We start from the raw sequence: 18,965 nt of genomic DNA, 5'->3' as shown, positions 1-18,965 counted from the left end.
CCGACGCTGATAGGTGGGTTTCGGATGTCTTCGAGTACCCGTAGGCAAAGGACACGGCAGGTGGACGAACGGTCGATCGACGGCCCATAATCACCGACCATGGACACACTGATAGTCGATCACCCTTTGACTGCAGCACTTTTGACGACCATGCGCGATGTGCACAGTGACAACGCCACCTTCAGATCTGCGCTGCGACAGCTTACGCACACGTTGGTCTACGAAGCGTTGCGTGATGCGCGGGTGGTGGAATTCGATGTCGACACTCCGGTCTCCCGCACCACCGGTGTCCGGCTCGCACACCCACCTCTGCTTGTGCCGGTGTTGCGCGCCGGACTCGGAATGGTCGAACAGGCGAGCACTCTGATTCCCCAGTCCGGAGTCGGATTCATCGGCATGGCACGCGACGAGGAGACCCTCGAACCCGTGCCGTATCTGGAGTCGCTGCCTGTCGATCTGTCCGGCACACCGGTCTTCGTTCTCGATCCGATGGTGGCAACCGGTGGATCGATGGTTAGGACGATCGATCTGCTGGTGGCCCGCGGAGCAACAGACGTGGTGGTCGTCTGTGTAGTCGTGACACCCGAAGGCCTTGCTGCTCTGGAGAAGTCCGCTCATCCGGTCAGAGTCGTCACCGCTGCCATCGACGATGAGCTCAACGATCACGGCTTCGTCGTGCCCGGTCTGGGTGACGCGGGGGACCGGCAGTTCGGGCCGCGCTGACGATCCTGAATATGACGAGAACGATTCCTATACAACAATGTCCGTTGTTCAGCCCACCCGGATGCGCCTCAGTGGCAATCCTCGTCCACCTGTTGCGCGACGCATCGCGTCAGAACAGGTTTGGGCGACCACGACCAACGAGAAGACGATGGACAGTCAAAGCGTGCAGTGCGTGCTGCGAGAGCAATTGCGTGACTGTGAGCCGCAGGCATGGTCGTGAGTGTTTCGAGTGCCGATGGGGTCGAGAACACATGTTGCCCAGAGGGCAGCCGACGACTTCGGAACTGATTTCTGATCGCTCGTCGACTACTGGTGATCGAAGTTGTTTGATAGGTCGATGTGGTATCCCTGCAGCCAAGAAAAATCGACCCGTAGATCTGTGATCTTGTTTCGGCCCAGCCAGATTGGAGAGCCTACGGGTTGACTTGCATACAGTCCCCGTGCTGATGTGACCACTCGATCGAATTGCACCGGCCAGTCGATAGTTGCAGCCAATTCGGTGATGGAATCGCGGCCGCGGTCGAGTGCACGTAGGACGTGCGGTCGCGCGGGCAACAGCTGAGACTTGCTGGTGTTGCAGGATGGGCAAGCCAACACCAAGTTCGCGAGGCCGTCGATCCCGACCCTCGACCATGGAAGTACGTGGTCGACATGGGCTTCTGGTCCCACTCGCGTCGAGCAGTAGAAGCACGACGGCCCGAAGGCCTGGATCAACGCGGCTCTGGGACGGATGAGCGCGATTCGACTGTTGCCGAACAGGTGGCCTTCGAGATCCGGCACGTCCTCGTCGAGAAAGCTGTTCTTTCGCCGGACGTCGTCGACCCACGCCAGCATCAACGCAGGCTTGAGTAGTGCGGACAATCGCGCCAGCGCGAAACACACTCCGGGGTACAGTGTGATGCGGTTTCCGTGGGCCAAGACCGTGGTCATGCCCATCTTTGCGCTCATCCAACTGTCGTCGTACAGAAACGACTCGCCCGCGTACCCGCCCGGAACTCGCTGCAGGCGATACAGCGGCTGTGTGGCGAGAACGAGCTTCACCTTCTTGATCATCTCGCGGAACAGGTCAGGGTTCCTCCGTGAAGCGATGTCCAGCGGCGTTTCTCGGCCGGCGGTCGCCGTCGCTCGAGCAAACTCGCGGACAGCGTCGGGAATCGTCGCTCTGGCCTGCGTGGACTGGCGAAGATAGTGACCGTCGAAGTCACGTACCTGCCGCCAGTACAGACCGACAACGCGCGCGGCCAAGTCGTCGAGATCGACGTCCACGGCGGAACTGTGGTAGTCGGGAACGTTCTCGACCGAGAATTCGAGGAGCGCGACCAATACGGCCAGTTTGTAGGTGGCGACGCGTGCACCGGTGTCGAGAACGCTGACCAGATGCTGGCCCAGCGTCAGCGGGTCAGCGGGCGAGGGAATCGACATATCTGCAGACTACTGAGCATGGGAAAATCTGTTCGTGATCTGATTCCGTCGATCATCGAAGCCTCGGGTCGTGTTCCGGAATATCGAACCCTCGATCATGGTGAGTACGGAACGGCACTTATCGACAAGCTCTTTGAGGAAGCACGCGAATTTCATGACGCAACGCCATCAGACAGGCCAGGGGAGTTGGCCGACATCCTTGAGGTCGTCCGTGCACTGGCCGCGCATCTGGGCCTGCCCGATTCGGATCTCGATAACCTGGTTGCGGACAAACGGGCGGATCGCGGTGGCTTCGAGCAACTGGTCTGGCTCGAGTAGTGACTGTTCGCTGCGCAAGGCACGCAGAGCAACGAGGTTTGGTGACCGTGGTTCGGGTCCGGAACGGGCTCAGACCGAGCGCAGCCCCAGCAGGGGACCCTGGACCGTGCTGACCAGATGCGCTGGCTCAAGGGCGGGCAGTGAATCGTAGCTGTTGGTCACTTTAGACTGCTGCGCAGCCTAGTAGCCACTGCGCAAAAAAATCGAAGTATTGACGTCCGTGTTGTGCAATTGTGGTGCAGGAGGCTGTTCTGCTGGGTGCGAAATCTGGTCGACGGTCTCGAACGGTGCTGGCCCCGGTTGACTTGCCGACGATGTCGTTTTTGCTGGGGTCGTCGCCGGTATCTCTGCTCTCTTGTTAGCATTGATTGGGGATTTTCGGGCGGCGAAGGAACAGCCATAATTTCAGATCCAAGCGCTACGCTCCGTCAACGCAGCCAACGCACTGTGACAATATGTCAACGATGTCGGCTACCCCATCAGTCGTAAGTGGAACGTTCTTTACTGCCACAAACGTTTGGAAAGAACCCGCATTTCCTGGGTGTCTAGACGCATTCTTGAATCTGGAGATTAACCGGTCGAGCCTCTGGTTGAGGTTCCTCCGCGCATTGGCACCTGTTGTGTACGCCCCAATTGGTATGCTTCCGGTCACCGAGATCTCAATCTCAACGTCAATCTGTACATAGCTGTTTACTGATTGTCCCTTTGAGCGGACGGTGACGGAGACCTGCCCTGAAAGACTCAGCATCCTGGCGGCGAGATCGGAAATGGTGTATTTGCCTACGCCTCTGTAGCTGTGGGCAACCCTGTCGATGAAGTCATACTTGGACAACTTCGTGTCAGCAGATAGGGAATTGACATATGCCTCGGCGCGCGAGACTATTGATCTGAATTTCCCAACACTTTCCGGCCTATCCGACGGTTCTCGCTGTGACGCAGCTACGTAGAGATCGTAAAGCAGTGTAACGGCGCGCGGGTCGGTCCACTTCTTCAGTGTCCGCTCCAATTTGGTCTTATTTCGCTCAATCGAATCGCTCGCGGGATCTTCGCCTGTAATTATGTAATACCCCAGTTGGCCGAGGCTGTATACGTCAACTTCGGGAGATCTGGCGGATTTTGCGGTGGGAGTGTGTAGTTGCTCTGGTGCGGCGTAACTAAGGACACCCCCGACGCCGTACATGGCCGTAACCGTCCTGTTTGTCTGATGGTAAGCGAGGTCGAAGTCAGTAAGGTAAGGAATTGGGACCCCATCTTCGGAGAACTTGATGATGATATTCTCGGGTTTAATGTCGCGGTGCAAGACATCCTTCGAGTGAGCGTGTTCGACCGTTTCGCATATTTCATTAATGATGCGGAGGCAAAGTGACGCGTCGCTACGATCAATATATGAATCGCGAAGATTCTTTCCGTCTATATAATCCATAACGATTCCCAATGGTGCCTCTGTGAGGTCATGTACGCCAACGATTCGTGGATGCTCAAGCTTGCGCATTGCCTTGTATCCGTTTCGGAACCTGTTAATCTTTATCTCGTCATGAAGTTCAGATGGGTGGAAAACCTTGTAGGCAACCTCGGTGTCGACGTCCCTAACGAGCCAAACACTTCCAAATCCGCCTACGCCCAGATTTCCTCGGATCGTGCCTTGCCTCACGGATTGCCCGTTCTTCGTGGGCGCGAGCGCTGAGCTATAGTTTCGGAGAGTTTCTTGCATCCCGATCCATATAGGATCCTTCAGCAGCGCGGCTTGTCCTTTTGATTTCTCTTCGAACCACATTACGATTGGCTCAAGCTCCAATGAGCAATTTTTGAGTCCGTGCTTGTCTTTATGCTCGGCGCTGTCTAATTCTCGATTTTGAACATATTGATATGAGTCCAGTAGTGCTTGCCCCCGCCCGACTGCTTGCTTGATCTCAAAATCTGACAGAGGGTTTCCGGTGGTGGGTGTGAATCCTGCACCGAGCACAACCGTTCCGGAAATATCTCCTTTGAACACTGGTGTTTGGTTCAATCCCTGCAGTGAACGATCCACGAACTCGTGCAGAGTAAAAACCGTGACTTCGCCGTATTGATTGGCGGCATCGCCCAGCAATCCGGTAACCAGGGCGTCAGTGAATGCTCCGTGACCCGAAACTTCGATCGAGGTCTCCTCTGGTCTGCAGGCGGCGAGAATGCACCTTGACTCGTTAACGGTTCTTAGGTCACGTTCCACGTCTCGCGCTGAAATCGGTCTGCTGTTTGTCCACGTGTATGCGGAGCCTGCGTGGCAGCAATCCAAAATCACAATTACGTGTTTGTAGCTTGAACTAGCGGACTCCATGAGTTGACCTAAGTGCGCTAAAGATATGCCCGGATCGTATGCCGTACCGTCAAACATAACGAGATGGCCTTGGTCGCCGAGAACTTGCCCGTGGCCAGCAAAATAAAATATAAGAGTTCCGCTCTCGCCGTCACCGTAGGCCAATTCTCCTAGTTGGGCTAAAACGTTCGACCGAGTCGCGTCACTGTTGTGGATAGGAATGCAATTGAAGGAGTACTGACTGAGGGTTAGGCATTCTGTTATGTCGGAGGCGTCGTTCACGCACCCTCGCAGGGGGGCGTCTCGGTAGCCATCGATGCCTACAACTACGGCGTCCAGTTTCAACGTGCCCCCATGTGTTTGCCCCTAGCGCTGCGTTGGCAGCGATTTGGACGCTACCGTAGCGATCGCTTCTACGTGAGGCAATCCGTGGTTAGCCGAGACGCTGACGTTGGATATAGGCCGTGTCGGACGTGTGGAGGGTTGCCGCACTGAACGTGACTGTCTCAAGATCCCGGCCGCTGGGATTGGGGACCTGTTAAGGGGCTAGAGATGCGCGTCTAAATCATTCAAACGATTGACGCCGCTGCCTTTGTTTGTCTCGTTTGGAGACCTAAGAGGCATACCTGCCTGAGGAGCTTGTTCGCTGGACTGGACGTGTGACAGCCCCTAGTCAAGTAAACAGGCCCCGCGAGTCGCACGCAGTCCATCGATCTTGGTGGTGGGGTGATGGCTTCTACACCAAGCAACCTGCACACCTGGTGTCGCGGCCACTGTGGAGCTGGCGAACCTGCCGTGGTCGGGAGCGAGACGGCAGTGCAACGCTCCCTACCGACCTCGGTCCGTCCGGAGTTTGAGTAAAGATAAACAACGGATCGGGATTGAAGCCGTTTAAGCACAAGGTATCTAGGCAATGATCTGAGCGCCGTTACTGGTCGGTGCCGTGTCCACGAACTTGCGGTGGCGCGAATAAGTACACAACAGGGAACCGATCACGTCCTGCCGTTACATGGCGAGAAGCGCCAGTGAGTCGACCGGCTCAACCGCTCGAAGACGCGGCACCGTCTGGTTCGCTATCCAGGGTGGCAGCGCTGAACTGAGGTCAGCGACTTCCGTACTTCGAGGTGATGCGGCTCTCCAACCACTGCAGGGCGATGGTGGGAGGCAGGGCCATCACGAGGATCAACACAACCGTGCCCATGATGTTTTCCATCCGCACCAGGCTGACGTTGCGCAGGAGCTCGTATCCGATGCCGCTGGACGACGAGAACATCTCGGCGAGAAGCAGTCCCAGGAACGCCAAGCCGAAGGTCATGCGCATTCCCGTCGCCAACGCCGGCAGCACTGCCGGAATCACGATCTGGCGAATCAATCTGGGCCAGCTCACTTGCAGTGACGCCGCCATTTTCAGATGGATTTTCTGGACCGACGCCGTCGCCTCGACTGCGACGAGGAACATCGGGATGAAGGCGGCGTAGAAGGAGAATCCGAATCGGCTCAGTGCGCCGATCCCGAGGAAGGACAGGAAGATCGGGTACAGCACGATCTTGGGAATGCTGTTGATCGAGTACACGATCGGGGCGATGGTTCGGGTCCAGAACGGACTCAGTCCCAGTGTCAGGCCGAGCAGTGAGCCCACGACTGTGCTGGCGATAAACGCGAGCACGAGAATGCGCAGGGAGTCGCCGACATTGGCGCGGAAGTCCGCCTTGCCCAGGTCCTCGGCGAGCGAGGCCATGGCCTCGGCAGGCGTCGGGAAGATGAGACTGTCGACCAGAACCGCCGCGACCCACCAGATCAGGACCGCGACGACGGCCACGACCAGAGGAGGGAGGAACCGTCGGGCATTGGTGCGGCCCGCGGACGACGTGACCTTCGGGGGAGCGGTGGGGGCGGTGACTACTCTGTCCAAGGTGCTGCTCATCAGCGGCGCCTCCAATCGAATCGGTTGAGCGCGAGAGAGATCAGCGAGGTCGAGAGCAGCGCGATCAGCGCCACGATGAGGATCCCGGCATACATGTCGGCGATGTCGAACCCGTCGTAGGCGATGGAGATGAAGTGGCCCAGGCCTTGAGTCGAGAGGATGAACTCACTGGCCAGCACCGAGATGACGGCGTACGAGAGCCCCAGTTTGAGTCCGGTCACGATGCTCGGCAACGCATACGGCAGCAGTACCGATCGGAAGTACTGCCACCGTGTGAGCATCAGTGTGGTGCCGAGCTTGGTGACGATCGGCGATACCGCGTTGAAACCGGTGCGCGCGTTCAACGCCACGACACCGAAGGCGAAAATGGTGGACAGGATGGCGATCGGAGCCACGCCGGCACCGAACAGCACCACCATGATCGGATACAGCGCAAACGTCGGGACCGCGTAGTAGACGTTGAGGTACGGCTGAAACGCTCTGTCCCACAACTCGTACCGCCACAGAACGTACGCGGCGGCGACACCGAGTACGGAACTGAGCACGAAGGCGAGGACGATGATCCCCAGCGTCCGGCCCAACTCGTCGATCAGGAAGTCAGGGTCGGTCAGCAAGCCCAGCGACGTCGAGATCATGTCGGTCACCGGAACGATGTCCAGCGGTGAGGCGAAGAATCGTGCCGAGATGTCGATGACCACCAGTGCCGCGACGAGGATGAGAACGGTCCATCCCCAGGCGGGGAGACCGAGTTGGGTGGAGGGGGCCGGCCGGATGTATCCGGGAACCACGGAGGCGCGCGTGCTCTCGCGCGTGGGCGCACTCATGGTTCGATGCTCATCGTCTTCTTGGCCTCGTCCCGCAGCCGCGACCAGATGCGCTCGTGCAGTGCAACAGCGTCGGGACTTGCCAGTACGTCCTCGGATCGCGGGCGCGGAAGATCGATGTCCACCTCGTCGATGAATCGGCCGGGCCGCGCACTCATCACCAGCACGCGGTCGGACAGCAGTACTGCCTCCTGAATGCTGTGGGTGATGAACAGGACTCCGCACGTGAGCTTTTCGACGATCTTGAGAAGCTCGTACGACATCACCAGTCGCGTCTGTTCGTCGAGTGCGCCGAACGGCTCGTCCGCGAGAATGAGGTCGGGCTCCATGGACAGGCAGCGCGCGATGGCCACACGCTGGCGCATACCGCCGGACAACTGGGTGGGGTAGTGGTCGCCGAACTTGCTCAGCCCCACAGTGTTCAGCAGCTCGTCGGCGCGGGCCCGACGCTCCTTCTTGCCTACCCCGCGGACTTCGAGGGCGAACGCGACGTTGTCTCGCACGGTCCGCCAGGGCAGCGTCGCCGATTCCTGGAAGATCACCGCAGTTTTGGAGCGGGGTCCGGTCAACGGCCGACCGTCGATCTGCACGGTGCCGCCGTCGTGATCCTGTAGGCCTGCGAACACCTCGAGCAGAGTCGACTTGCCGCAGCCACTGGGGCCGACGACGGAGACGAATTCGCCTCGGCCTATGGACAAGTCGATTTCGTGCAGGGCCGTCACGTCGCCGAAGTGTCTCGACACCGAGGACGCGACGGCGATGGCCGAGGTGGTGTCTTGGTGAGGTCGAACCGATGTTTGCGTCACGTCGCTACCTTCTGGTGGTGGGAAATTGTGGTCAGGATTCGCAGTCGTCGGGCATGTCGTTCGTGACTCCCTTGGCGAGGAAGTCCGGGTCGAACAGGGTGCAGAAATCGGGTTCACGATCGCTGCCCGACGCCTCCACTCCGTCCTGCGCGGACATGACGGACGCCGTATCGAACCCGCCGCCCCACGTGTCGACCGACGACGCCCGCTCGACCACCGCGGTGGCCGACTCCACGTCGAATCCGGTGTAGTTCGCGTAAATCTCAGCTGCCGCAACAGGATCGGCCTTGATCGATGCGACCGCCTCGGTGTAGCCGGCGTTGATGGCGCGCACGACCCCGGGGTTGCTGGCGGCGTAGTCCTTGGTCGTGGTGATCGTCGACTGCAGGAACCGAGACATGTAGTCGGGGCTGCTGACGATCAGCTTGAAGTCCTCCGGGCGCTGCTCGGCGACGATGGAGGGGACGAGAGCGATGTCGACGTTGCCTGCTTCGAGAAGCGCGAAGCCTTCACCGATTCCGCCGGAGGCGACCCGCTCGATCTGGCCGGCGTCGACGCCCGCGAGTGAGGGAATGAGGCGGGTGAGGGCGTCGGACGCCGAGTTGGGCCGGGTGTACGCCCAGCGGCGGACGTCCTCGATGGAGTTGATGTTTGGGTTCGAGGCGAGCGCGTAGAAATTCATCGGATACGGCCCTTGGGTGCCGCCGCCGACGATGCGTAGTTCGGAACCGGCCGCGTCCGCCTGCACGATCGACGGGTAACTGACTTCACCGATGGGGATGTTGCCGTCGAGCAGTGTGCGCATGGTCGCGCTGCCGCCCTTGCCCGGCACGATGTTCTCCACGATGACACCGTGCTTCTCGAACAGTCCCTGTTGCTGCGCGACAAGCCAAGGGATGCTGTAGATTTCGGCCGCTGCCGAGACGGTGACGTCGATCGTGACCGGATTGGCGGGGTCCGCGTCGGGACCGGGATCTGATCCGCAGGCCACCAATGCGGTGGACAGCGTCAGTGCTGCCATGATGGACGTGGCTCGGCGTAAATGCATCTGCGTCCTCGCTGGATGATCGGCGTAGCGCTTACCGAAAGTGGGAGTGGCGGCTGTCGCACGAGCACTCATTGTGAGACGTACGTAACAACTGCATTCAACCTAAACATAAGATGTTTAGGGCGTCAAGGCGGCCTGTTGTCGACGGATTCCGCGAGAAATGGTCCCGCAGGTCAATTAAAGATCTGATGTATGGGTCGGAAATGTCCGATGCCAGTCGGTCACGGACTGATACCGCTCACCCACTGCGAACAACGCACCTTCACGGTGCGCCGCAGCGGTGAGTTGCGCTCCCACCGGCATGCCCGAGTACGGGTGAAACCCGACCGGCAGAGCCAGCGTCGGACCGTCGTGCAGAGACCACGGGTACGTGAATTGGCCCATTCGCCGTGACAGCGCGACGACGTCGTCGCCCCCGTCCCGCGGGGGAACGTCGACTGGCATGGTCGGGGTCAGCACCACGTCGACCGTCTCGAACGTCGCGGTCATGGCCTCGCGGAATCGGTCGCGGCCGGTGATTGCACGGGCGCGGTCGGACTCGGAGATTTTCAGGCCCAACGCTATTCGCTCACGGGTAGCGGGTTGGAAGCGGGAGGCCTCGGTGTCGAGCCGATGCCGATGGCGGCGAGCGAGGTCGCTGTAGACGATCGTGTAGACGATGTCTTGGGCATCGGCCGCGTGCGCGAGTTCGATAGGGACGATCTCGTAGCCCAGCTCCGCGAGTGTGCGAACGGCAACCGCGGCTGTCTGAGCAACACCGGGATCCACGTCGGCGGTGAGAAACACGGTCGGCACACCGATGCGCGTGATGTCCGCCGGAGCCAAGGGAGTGGGGGACAGGACGTCGAACAGAGCCTTCACCTCGGCGACCGACCGCGCCATCGGGCCGACGGTATCGAACTGCTCGCTCACCGGGAACACGCCGTCGTTGCTGATCGATCCCCAGCTCGGTCGTAGACCGGTGATTCCACACGCTGCGGCGGGTAGGCGAACCGACCCGCCGGTGTCGGTGCCCAGGGACGCGTCGACCAATCCGGCGGCGACGGCAATTCCCGAACCACCACTCGATCCGCCGGGCACCCGAGCGCGATTCCAAGGGTTGTACGACGGCCCCGCGGCCGAGTTCTGCGAGGTGACGCCGACAGCGAACTCGGCCATGTTCAGTTTCGCGACCACCGACCCGCCGGCGTCCCGCAGGCGGGTGACGACCTCGGCGTCCGACGCGGCGACGTTGTCCAATAAGAACTTCGATGCACAGGTGGTCTCGACACCGGCCACGTCGATGTTGTCCTTGACGCCGATGCGCAGGCCGGACAGGGGCCCCGGGGTGTCGTTCCGGTCGTCGATCCACCGGACGACACCGCCGAAGGTCCCGTCCTGGATCAGGCCGCGCTCCGGGCGCGCAGCTCGGCCGTCGCGTCCTCGTCGACCGTCCACGAATCGGTGTTCACGACCACACCGTAGTCGCGTCGAGCATCGTCCTCGGTGAGGTACTCGTCCCAGACGTCGCTGAGCACCTGAAACGGATCACGCTCGAACGGGTTTCCGAAGCCACCGCCCGAGGGCAGTTTGATCTCCAGCGTCTCACCGGAACGAATCGTCTCCTGAGTGACCTTGGAGTACAACACTTCCTCGCGATCGGTCCCGGCGTTCCTGGTGAACGAGCCGGACACACCATTGTGGCCACCGAGGGCACCGGCCGGCGGATCCGACCGGTTGTCGGCCTCGGACCCGAGGAACGTATCGGTCTCCATCAACCACTTGCGCACACTGCCGATACCGCCGCGCCACTTGCCTGGCGCAGGAGCCTCGTCGCGCAGCTCGTACCGCAACGCACGCATGGCGTGGTTGAGCTCGAGCTCCTCGATGGGGTTGTTGCGGGTGTTGGCCATCAGGGCGTCGACGGCGTCCATGCCGTCCTTGCCGTTGCGGCCACCGTACGAGCCCTCGTTGATTTCGATGTACACCCAATAGGATTCGCCGTCTGGGGCGATGCCGGAGTAGGCGATGGCGCACAGAGCAGCGGACGATCCCGCGATGGCGTGATCCGGAAGCACCGGGGCTAGAGCAAGATTGATCGAGTCGAACACACGGTTCACCTGCGAGAACCGCGCGAAGCACGATGCCGGGAAGTCCGGGTTGAAGATCGTCCCCTCGGGGGCATAGGCCTTGACGGGCCGGAAGCACCCGTCGTTCTGGGGAACGAATTCCTCCGTCAGATCTTCGTCGAGCAGAATCGTGCGAATGGCCGAGACGGCCACCGGTAGAACCGAACCTTCGAACGGGACGTTGAACGCGGTGGGTACCTGGCTGTTGGAGCCGGTGAGGTCGATGAGAATGTCCTCGCCCTCGACCTGCACCCGCACGGCCACCTTCAGTGGTTCGTCACGGTTCTTACCGTCGTCGTCGAGGTACCCGATGGGTGCGGTGTAGCTGCCGTCGGGAATCTCGCGAATCTTTTTGCGCAGCATCGATTCGGAGTAGTCCATCCAGCGTTCGCCCGCGCTCATGACGGTGTCGAGGCCGTACTTCTCGAGGAGCTCGGTGAATCGTTTTTCCCCGATCCGCGAGCATGCGATCAACGCTTCGAGGTCGCCGCGGTTCTGCTCCGGTGTGCGGACGTTGTCGAGGATGTGCTGAATCAAGTAGTCGTTGCGGACACCGGCCTCGTAGATCTTCATCGAGTCCATCAGCTTGCCCTCGGCCCACACGTCGACGACATCCATGCACAGGCCGGGGAAGTTGCCGCCGACATCGGAGACGTGTCCAGTACACCCGGCGAAGCCGATGTGTTCGCCCTGCCAGAAGATCGGGATGATCACGCCGTAGTCGGGTGAGTGAGCCGCGCCGTGGTACGGATGATTGTGCAGCACCACATCTCCGGGCTTGTACGTTCCGGCGAGGCGACGGTTGACACCCTTGATGTATGCCGGAATCGAACCACAGTGCATCGGAGTCGAATCCGATTCACACAGTTCACGTCCGTTGATGTCGAAGATGCCCGCGCCGAGGTCCTCGGACTCGCGGATGAGCGAGGAGTACGCCATGCGGTAGAGGACTTGGGCCATCTCCTTGGCCATCGATTGCAGGGCTCCGCCGATGACGCGCAGCGTGATGGGATCGACCTCGACGTCGTTCCAGGTTCGAGTGGATTCGCCCGCCAGTGACACTCCGGTGGTGGGCATCAGCGCCTTGCTCATGCGGGGTTCCTCTCGATGATGATGTGGCCGACAGCGTCGACGGTGGCGTGCTGATTCATGCCGATGATCGTGGTGGAGTCGAACTGCTCGACGATCGCCGGACCGTCGATCTCGTTGTTCGCCAACAACAACGACCGCTCGTAGACGGGTGTGTCCACCCACTGTGGCGCGGAAGTCTCGTCCTGCCAGAACAGTGCTTTGGTTGTCGTCTTGATCGCGGCCGAGGAGTCGGCGGTGCCCACGGCGATGTCGGCGATCTGGACGTGCGGTACCGCACCCACGCCGGTGACTCGGACGTTGATCAGCTGCACGGGTTTGTCGTCGAACCGCTGTGAGTAGGTGCGTCCGTGCACGTCGTGGAATGCCTCGGCGACAGTCTTGACCCACACGTCGTCGATGTCGCCGTCTGGCGCGGCGACGCGTAATTCGTAACCCTGGCCGACGTAGCGGCAGTCGACGCTGCGTTCGAGCGAAATGTTCTCTGCTGTAACGCCGTCTTTCTCGAGCTGCGCTACGGCGAGGGCGGACAGGCGCTCGATCTGCTCCTGCAGGAGTTCGATGTTCGGGTCTGCAGACGACGTCCACACCGTCGTCGGCTCCTCGTAGCGGATGTCGGTGGTGAGCAGCCCGACGGCGGAGGTGATGCCGGGGTGGCCGGGCACGATCACGCGTGGAATGCCGAGCTGGTCGGCGATCTGCCACGCGAACAGTGGACCGGCACCACCTTCGGCGATCAGTGAGAAGTCCCGTGGGTCATAGCCTTTACGTACCGAGTGCAGGCTGATGGCCTCGGTCATGGAATGGGCGAGGATCTTGAAGATGCCCATCGCGGCGTCGTCGAGTGGGGTGTCGAGCTTGTCGGCGATATGCGTTTGAATCGCCTGACGTGCCAACTCGGGCTTGACCTCCATAGTGCCGGACAGGAAGCTCTTCTCCCGCAGCCATCCCATCATCACCATGGCGTCGGTGGAGGTCGGTTCGGTGCCGCCGTGTCCGTAGCAGGCCGGGCCGGGAACGGCTCCCGCACTACGTGGTCCGACGCGGAACATGCCTCCGTCGTCGACGACGGCGATGGATCCACCTCCGGCACCGATGGTGTCGACCTCGGCCATCGGCACCATCGCGTGATAGTCACCGATCCGGGTGTCGAGCAGATGTTTCATGCGCAGAGCGCCGTCCGGTGCCACTCCGACGTCCGCGGAGGTTCCGCCGACATCGAGTGTGATGACACTGGGGAATCCGGACGCTTTGCCGATGGCGCATCCGCCGAGGAGGCCGGCGACGACACCGCTGGTCAGGAGTGAGACCGGGATTTCGCTGGCGCTGCGAGAGGTGACGAGTCCGCCGGCCGAGGTCATCAGATGCACGTCTTCGCCGACCAGCGCGGCCTTGGCTTTGCCGGCCAGGTTCTCGATGTACTTCGATGTCTTCGGTCCGATGAAGGCGTTGAGCGCTGCGGTCGAGAAGCGTTCGTACTCGCGGTATTGCGGGGCGACCTCACTGGAGAGGGAGATGAAGACGCCGGGGAACTCCTCCTCGATGATGGCTCGCACGCGCTGCTCGTGAGTCGGATTGCGGTACGCGTGCAGGAAAGCCACGGCAATGGCCTGCACGCCTCGGTCACGCAGCAGGCGAACTTGTTCGCGCACAGCATCTTCGTCGAGCGGGGTCAGAATATTCCCTGCGGCGTCGATTCGTTCCGGGACCACCCGCCGGTTGCGTCGCGGCACGAGCTGCCACTTCTGCCACGGAAGATCCTGGTAATTCGAGTAATTTAGAGGACGCTTCTTACGCGCGATGTGCAGCAGGTCGCGGAAACCCTCGGTGGTGATCATGCCGACGTCACAGCCGTTGTGCTCGAGCACGATGTTGGTGGCCACGGTGGTGCCGTGGAAGAACATGTCGATTTCGGACGGGTCGATCCCGGCGCGTTCGGCGAGGACCTTGATTCCGTCCATCGTGCCGATCGAGGGGTCGTGGTTGGTGGACGGGGTCTTGTGTACGACGACCGTGCCGTCGTCGTCCCACAGGACGAGGTCGGTGAACGTGCCGCCGACGTCGACTCCAATGCGTTTCATGCTGCGTCCGTTCTGTCGGTGCCCGAGTGGAGCGGAAAGGCGTGCTCGGCCTGTCCTGCGAAGTCGTGTGGTCACCACGAAGGTGACATGAGTCATAGTGCTGATGATCCTCTGGAAAAGCAATACCTCTGATGTTTTCAGTCCGGTTTGTAAGGTTCTCGCCGCCATCGGCCGTTTCCGGCCGGAATCGGGTGGTAAAGAGCGGATGTATAGGAGTCTGCGATCCGTGCATGGTGAATCGCTGGCCAGGCTAAGCTCGAGCCGATCGTCAGCCGTCGTCGAGATACAGGGGGAGAAGTGGCCGAATCGGCATCGCTCAAGGGCGCAGCCAAGAGCGTCCCCGCGTATGCGGTCCTCGCGGGACATCTACGCACTCGCATCCTGTCCGGTGAACTGCAGCCCGGTGAGCGTCTCCCCGGCGAAGCGGAGTTGACCGCCGAATTCGGCGTGGGCCGCAGCACCATTCGCGAGGCCCTTCGCTCCCTGGCCAGTCAGAACCTGATCGAGACGACGCGTGGCGTCACCGGAGGTAGCTTCGTCGCCGTCCCCAGCGTCGGACACATCAGCGAGCATCTGGAAACCGGTGTCGCACTGATGGCCGCCGCGGAAACCGTCACCGTCGACCAGCTCATGGAAGTGCGCAACCTGATGGAGGTGCCGGCCGCAGGCATCGCTGCGTTCCGCCGCACCGACGAGCATCTCGAACAGCTCAACGCGTCGATCTTCGACCCCAACGAGCTGCAGGGCCCCGAGACTTTCGCCAAGAACCAGGAATTTCACCTGGTCTTGCTTCGTGCGGCGCACAACCCGCTGCTCGAGCTCATCACCGCGCCCGTCTTTCGTGTGCTGTCCGGCCGATTCGGGCGTGATCACGCGCCCGAGGGCTTCTGGCAATGCGTCGACAGTGACCACCGAGGGCTGCGCGACGTGGTGGCCGCCGGTGATTCGATGGCCGCGATGGACCTGATGCGTAAGCATCTCGACCACCTCGGCGACTCGTACCGACAGATGGATCGACTCCGCAACCCGTAAACATCTGCTCTTTATCGAGCCGGTCTGCCTGAAGCCCGTCGATTATCGGTTTCGCTGAACCCTTGACGCCATAAACATCTGATGTTTATGGTCTAGGTAAGGCACTCGCCAAACCGACACGAGGAGACACGGTGGCAATCCATCCGGCCGTTCTGGGGCGCTTCTTCGACGACTACGCCGTGGGGGACGTCTACCAACATCCCTTCGGGCGGACGATCTCGGAGACCGACAACACGTGGATCACGCTGCTGTCGCTCAACACCAACCAGAACCATTTCAACGCGCACCTGGCATCGCAGAACCCCATCACCGATGGGAAGGTCATCGTCAATTCCGGCTTCACAGTCTCTGTGGTGCTGGGACTTTCGGTGATCGACATGAGTCAGAACGCAATCTCGAACCTGGCCTTCACCGACATCAAGATGTCCCACCCGGTGTACGCAGGCGACACGCTGTACGCCGAAAGCATCTGCACGGGACTGCGTAAGTCAGAGTCGCGCCCCTACGCCGGCATCGTCTCTATGATCACCCGCGGCCTCAATCAGGATGGCGTCGAGGTCATTTCGTGGAAGCGCTCGGTCATGGTCGCCACCCGTGACAGTGGCATCGGGCAGAACTACTTCCCCGAAGCGCAGAACGGCCCGCTCGAACTTCCCCAGATTAAGGATTCCGACGCATGAGGCCACTCGAAGACGTCCGCATCATCTCCCTCGAGCAGTACGGCGCGGGCCCGTTCGGCAGCCTGCATCTGGCCGACCTCGGCGCGGATGTCATCAAGATCGAGGACCCCAGCGTCGGCGGCGACGTCGGACGCTATGTCCCGCCCTACAACGAGGGCGAGGACTCGCTGTTTTTCGAGAGCTTCAACCGCAACAAACGCAGTCTCTCCCTTGATCTTTCGACCCCGAGTGGGCGAGCGGTGTTCGAGGACCTCGTCCGTACCAGCGACGCCGTCTACTCCAACCTCCGCGGCGACGTGCCGGAGAAGATCGGCATCACCTACGACCAGCTCAAGCACCTCAATCCCGCGATCGTGTGCTGCAGCCTCACCGGCTTCGGCATGACCGGCCCGCGCGCGAAAGAGCCTGGCTACGACTACATTCTGCAGGGACTTGCCGGCTGGATGAGCGTCACCGGCGACCCGGACGGCCCGCCCACCAAATCCGGTCTGTCGCTGGTCGATTACTCCGGTGGATTCGTCGCCGCGATCTCTTTGCTGTCGGGATTGCACGCTGCCCGACGCGACGGCATCGGTGGGGACTGCGACGTCTCGTTGTACGACACGGCGATGTCTCTGCTCACCTACCCCGCGACGTGGCATCTCAACGCCGGCTTCGAGCCGATCCGCACGAAGAACTCGGCCCACCCCTCCTTGGTACCGTTCCAGGCCTTCGAGGCAACGGACGGCTGGCTCATCGTGGGTTGCGCGAAGGAGAAGTTCTGGGACCGCTTGGTTGTCGCCATCGATCGACCGGACCTCGGTGCCGATCCACGGTTCAGCAACTTCTCGCTGCGCGGCAAGCATCAGGACGTGCTGCTGCCAATCCTGGAAGAGGTGTTCGCCACCAACACCGTCGAGCACTGGCTCTCGAAGCTCGGCCCGGCCGGGGTGCCTACCGGGCCGATCAACGACGTCGAGCACGCCTTGACCGAGCCGCACACGATCGCCCGCAATCTTGTGGTCGAGACAGAGCATCCGGTCTACAACACGGTGCGTCAGGTCGCCTCACCGGTGAACTTCGGTTCCGAGGCCAAGCAGTACCGCCGAGCGCCGCAACGCAACGAGCACTTCGACGACATCGTGCGCGACCAACTGGGCTACGACGACGAACGCGTCGCGAAACTGAAGGCGGAGGGCGCTTTCGGTACGGCGAAGGACGAGGTCCGGGCGTGACTTCGACGATCTTGGCGGAGTGGGCATCGAGTGTGACCGTTGCCGATCTGTCCGAGGACGTCAGGCACGCGGCCGCGCGTCACCTACTCGATGGCGTCGGTAATACCGTTGCGGCCCAACGCCTCGGCTACGGACAGCCGGGCTGGACAGTCGCCGACGCTCTCGGCGGCCCACCGGAGGCGCGGCCTCTCACCGGCATCCGAGGCCTGTCCGCACCGGCAGCCGCCTTCGCGACCGGGGTGATGCTGCATTCCCTGGATTTCGACGACACGCATGCGGGAGCATTGGTGCACGCGACGGCGGTGTCGTTGCCCGCGGCATTTGCCGTCGGGCAGCAGGTGTCGGCCTCCGGGGCGAATGTGCTGACCGCCGCGACTCTCGGTCTCGAAACTGCCTGTCGCCTCGGTGAAGTCAGTCCGCACGGATTTCACGCTCGGGGCGTACATGCCACGGCAGCGGTAGGACCGCTCACCGCCGCACTCGTCACCGGACACCTCTCGAAGTTCGACACCGAGACGATGGTCAACGCCCTGGGGATCGCCGGATCGTCGAGCTCGGGACTGCTCGAGTTCCTCGACACGGACGCGGACACCAAGGCGCTGCATCCCGGATCGGCCAGCATGAACGGTGTTCTGGCCGCCCGACTCGCCGCCGCCGGTGCCACCGGCCCCTCGTCGGTTCTGGAAGGTCGACGCGGCATCTACGCTGCGCTGACCGATCGGCCGACGAACTTCGCGGCACTGACCGAAGGACTCGGCACGCGGTGGGAAGCCACCCGGATCGGCATCAAGCCGTACCCCAGTTGCCAGCTCATGCACGTCACGCTCGACGCGGTGACGAAGGCGCTCGGGGACAATGCGGTTCAAGCGCGCGACGTGGCCGATATCGAGGTGTTCGTTCACCCCGATTCGAGCCCGTTCGTCTGTGGCCCGAACACCGGGGTCGCGTCACCGCGCAGCACCTACGACGGCAAGTTCGATCTGCCCTGGAGTGTGGCCGCGTTACTGCACGACGGATCGATCACCGTCTCGACCTACACCGACGAATCCATTGCACGCGACGACGTCCTCGTCACCGCCCGGAAGGTGCGGGTGACGAACCTGCCGTCCGAGGTTCCCGCGGCGGCCGCGTCGGGCAGGGCGATTCTCACGCTCACCGACGGACGCGTGCTCGACGCCTCCGTCGGCGGCAGTCAGGGATCCGCCGGATTCCCGCTGAGCGACGACCGTCTGCTGGAGAAGTTTCTCGGCAACTGCGGCAACGATTCTCGTGCCGCCGAGCTCGCCGACCGCATCCTCGGACTGGTCGACGAAACCGACCTGACCGCCATTCTCGATCTCGCCGCAGCCATCGCGCCGGCACCCTGACACTTCGATCGACGACACCCCAATCGACAGGAC

Annotated in this window: 15 protein-coding genes; 6 read left to right on the top strand and 9 right to left on the bottom strand. The window is 61.6% G+C overall.

Going from position 1 to position 18,965, the window contains the following annotated elements:
- Window positions 1-99 precede the first annotated feature (99 nt).
- Entirely contained in the window at window positions 100-723 is a 624-nt protein-coding gene (upp, locus tag CH283_RS27140; protein ID WP_094639950.1) for a uracil phosphoribosyltransferase, read from the top strand.
- Window positions 724-1,029: 306 nt separating this feature from the next.
- On the opposite strand, the gene CH283_RS27135 is transcribed toward upp, so the two are convergent.
- Complete coding sequence (locus tag CH283_RS27135; protein ID WP_094639951.1) at window positions 1,030-2,145, bottom strand: HNH endonuclease; 1,116 nt, start codon at window positions 2,143-2,145, stop codon at window positions 1,030-1,032.
- 18 nt (window positions 2,146-2,163) lie between these two features.
- Here CH283_RS27135 and CH283_RS27130 point away from each other — a divergent pair, with 18 nt between their 5' ends.
- The gene (locus CH283_RS27130; RefSeq protein WP_094639952.1) at window positions 2,164-2,463 is read left to right on the top strand and encodes a nucleoside triphosphate pyrophosphohydrolase; all 300 of its coding nucleotides are present in this window, start codon (window positions 2,164-2,166) and stop codon (window positions 2,461-2,463) included.
- Between the two features lie 418 nt (window positions 2,464-2,881).
- Here the strand turns inward: CH283_RS27130 and CH283_RS27125 are convergent, their stop codons facing one another.
- The 8 genes from CH283_RS27125 to CH283_RS27090 all read right to left on the bottom strand — a co-directional run bounded on the left by CH283_RS27125 (window position 2,882) and on the right by CH283_RS27090 (window position 14,639).
- Window positions 2,882-5,104, bottom strand: coding sequence for a protein kinase domain-containing protein (locus tag CH283_RS27125; RefSeq protein WP_094639953.1), 2,223 nt, complete (start codon window positions 5,102-5,104; stop codon window positions 2,882-2,884).
- A 757-nt stretch (window positions 5,105-5,861) separates the two neighbouring features.
- A complete protein-coding gene (locus CH283_RS27120; RefSeq protein ID WP_094639954.1) occupies window positions 5,862-6,683 on the bottom strand; it encodes an ABC transporter permease in 822 nt (273 codons plus the stop codon).
- Window positions 6,683-7,507, bottom strand: coding sequence for an ABC transporter permease (locus tag CH283_RS27115; protein ID WP_094639955.1), 825 nt, complete (start codon window positions 7,505-7,507; stop codon window positions 6,683-6,685). Before CH283_RS27115 ends, CH283_RS27120 begins: the two co-directional genes overlap by 1 nt.
- The gene (locus CH283_RS27110) at window positions 7,504-8,313 is read right to left on the bottom strand and encodes an ABC transporter ATP-binding protein (protein WP_094639956.1); all 810 of its coding nucleotides are present in this window, start codon (window positions 8,311-8,313) and stop codon (window positions 7,504-7,506) included. The genes CH283_RS27115 and CH283_RS27110 overlap by 4 nt, the downstream gene beginning before the upstream one ends.
- A gap of 31 nt (window positions 8,314-8,344) precedes the next feature.
- A complete protein-coding gene (locus tag CH283_RS27105; protein ID WP_255183373.1) occupies window positions 8,345-9,433 on the bottom strand; it encodes an ABC transporter substrate-binding protein in 1,089 nt (362 codons plus the stop codon).
- Window positions 9,434-9,538: 105 nt separating this feature from the next.
- Window positions 9,539-10,798: an amidase gene (locus CH283_RS27100; RefSeq protein WP_255183372.1), complete on the bottom strand. Its 1,260-nt coding sequence runs from the start codon at window positions 10,796-10,798 to the stop codon at window positions 9,539-9,541.
- A complete protein-coding gene (locus CH283_RS27095; RefSeq protein WP_037148397.1) occupies window positions 10,744-12,561 on the bottom strand; it encodes a hydantoinase B/oxoprolinase family protein in 1,818 nt (605 codons plus the stop codon). The genes CH283_RS27100 and CH283_RS27095 overlap by 55 nt, the downstream gene beginning before the upstream one ends.
- Entirely contained in the window at window positions 12,558-14,639 is a 2,082-nt protein-coding gene (locus CH283_RS27090; protein WP_094639958.1) for a hydantoinase/oxoprolinase family protein, read from the bottom strand. The genes CH283_RS27095 and CH283_RS27090 overlap by 4 nt, the downstream gene beginning before the upstream one ends.
- 297 nt (window positions 14,640-14,936) lie before the next feature.
- Between CH283_RS27090 and CH283_RS27085 the strand changes: the two genes are divergently transcribed.
- From CH283_RS27085 to CH283_RS27070, 4 genes are all read left to right on the top strand, one after another.
- Window positions 14,937-15,671 carry a FadR/GntR family transcriptional regulator gene (locus tag CH283_RS27085; protein ID WP_094639959.1) on the top strand — a complete coding sequence of 245 codons (735 nt, stop codon included), beginning with the start codon at window positions 14,937-14,939 and terminating at the stop codon, window positions 15,669-15,671.
- A 131-nt stretch (window positions 15,672-15,802) separates the two neighbouring features.
- On the top strand, window positions 15,803-16,351 hold the full coding sequence (locus CH283_RS27080; protein WP_032379726.1) for a MaoC family dehydratase: 549 nt from the start codon (window positions 15,803-15,805) through the stop codon (window positions 16,349-16,351).
- On the top strand, window positions 16,348-17,565 hold the full coding sequence (locus CH283_RS27075) for a CaiB/BaiF CoA transferase family protein (RefSeq protein WP_094634840.1): 1,218 nt from the start codon (window positions 16,348-16,350) through the stop codon (window positions 17,563-17,565). Before CH283_RS27080 ends, CH283_RS27075 begins: the two co-directional genes overlap by 4 nt.
- The gene (locus CH283_RS27070; RefSeq protein ID WP_094639960.1) at window positions 17,562-18,932 is read left to right on the top strand and encodes an MmgE/PrpD family protein; all 1,371 of its coding nucleotides are present in this window, start codon (window positions 17,562-17,564) and stop codon (window positions 18,930-18,932) included. Before CH283_RS27075 ends, CH283_RS27070 begins: the two co-directional genes overlap by 4 nt.
- Window positions 18,933-18,965 lie beyond the last annotated feature (33 nt).

Source organism: Rhodococcus sp. 05-2254-2, assembly GCF_002259095.1.
Classification (GTDB): domain Bacteria; phylum Actinomycetota; class Actinomycetes; order Mycobacteriales; family Mycobacteriaceae; genus Rhodococcoides.
The sequence above is the reverse complement of the archived record's forward strand: the minus strand, read 5'-3'. Positions and strand labels throughout refer to the sequence as shown.

What these genes read in the sequence shown, in the direction of transcription:
- upp (WP_094639950.1), top strand. Translation starts at nt 100, where the DNA reads ATGGACACACTGATAGTCGATCACCCTTTGACTGCAGCACTTTTGACG.
- CH283_RS27120 (WP_094639954.1), bottom strand. Translation starts at nt 6,683, where the DNA reads ATGAGCAGCACCTTGGACAGAGTAGTCACCGCCCCCACCGCTCCCCCG.
- CH283_RS27130 (WP_094639952.1), top strand. Translation starts at nt 2,164, where the DNA reads ATGGGAAAATCTGTTCGTGATCTGATTCCGTCGATCATCGAAGCCTCG.
- CH283_RS27075 (WP_094634840.1), top strand. Translation starts at nt 16,348, where the DNA reads ATGAGGCCACTCGAAGACGTCCGCATCATCTCCCTCGAGCAGTACGGC.
- CH283_RS27105 (WP_255183373.1), bottom strand. Translation starts at nt 9,433, where the DNA reads ATGAGTGCTCGTGCGACAGCCGCCACTCCCACTTTCGGTAAGCGCTAC.
- CH283_RS27115 (WP_094639955.1), bottom strand. Translation starts at nt 7,507, where the DNA reads ATGAGTGCGCCCACGCGCGAGAGCACGCGCGCCTCCGTGGTTCCCGGA.
- CH283_RS27135 (WP_094639951.1), bottom strand. Translation starts at nt 2,145, where the DNA reads ATGTCGATTCCCTCGCCCGCTGACCCGCTGACGCTGGGCCAGCATCTG.
- CH283_RS27090 (WP_094639958.1), bottom strand. Translation starts at nt 14,639, where the DNA reads ATGAAACGCATTGGAGTCGACGTCGGCGGCACGTTCACCGACCTCGTC.
- CH283_RS27095 (WP_037148397.1), bottom strand. Translation starts at nt 12,561, where the DNA reads ATGAGCAAGGCGCTGATGCCCACCACCGGAGTGTCACTGGCGGGCGAA.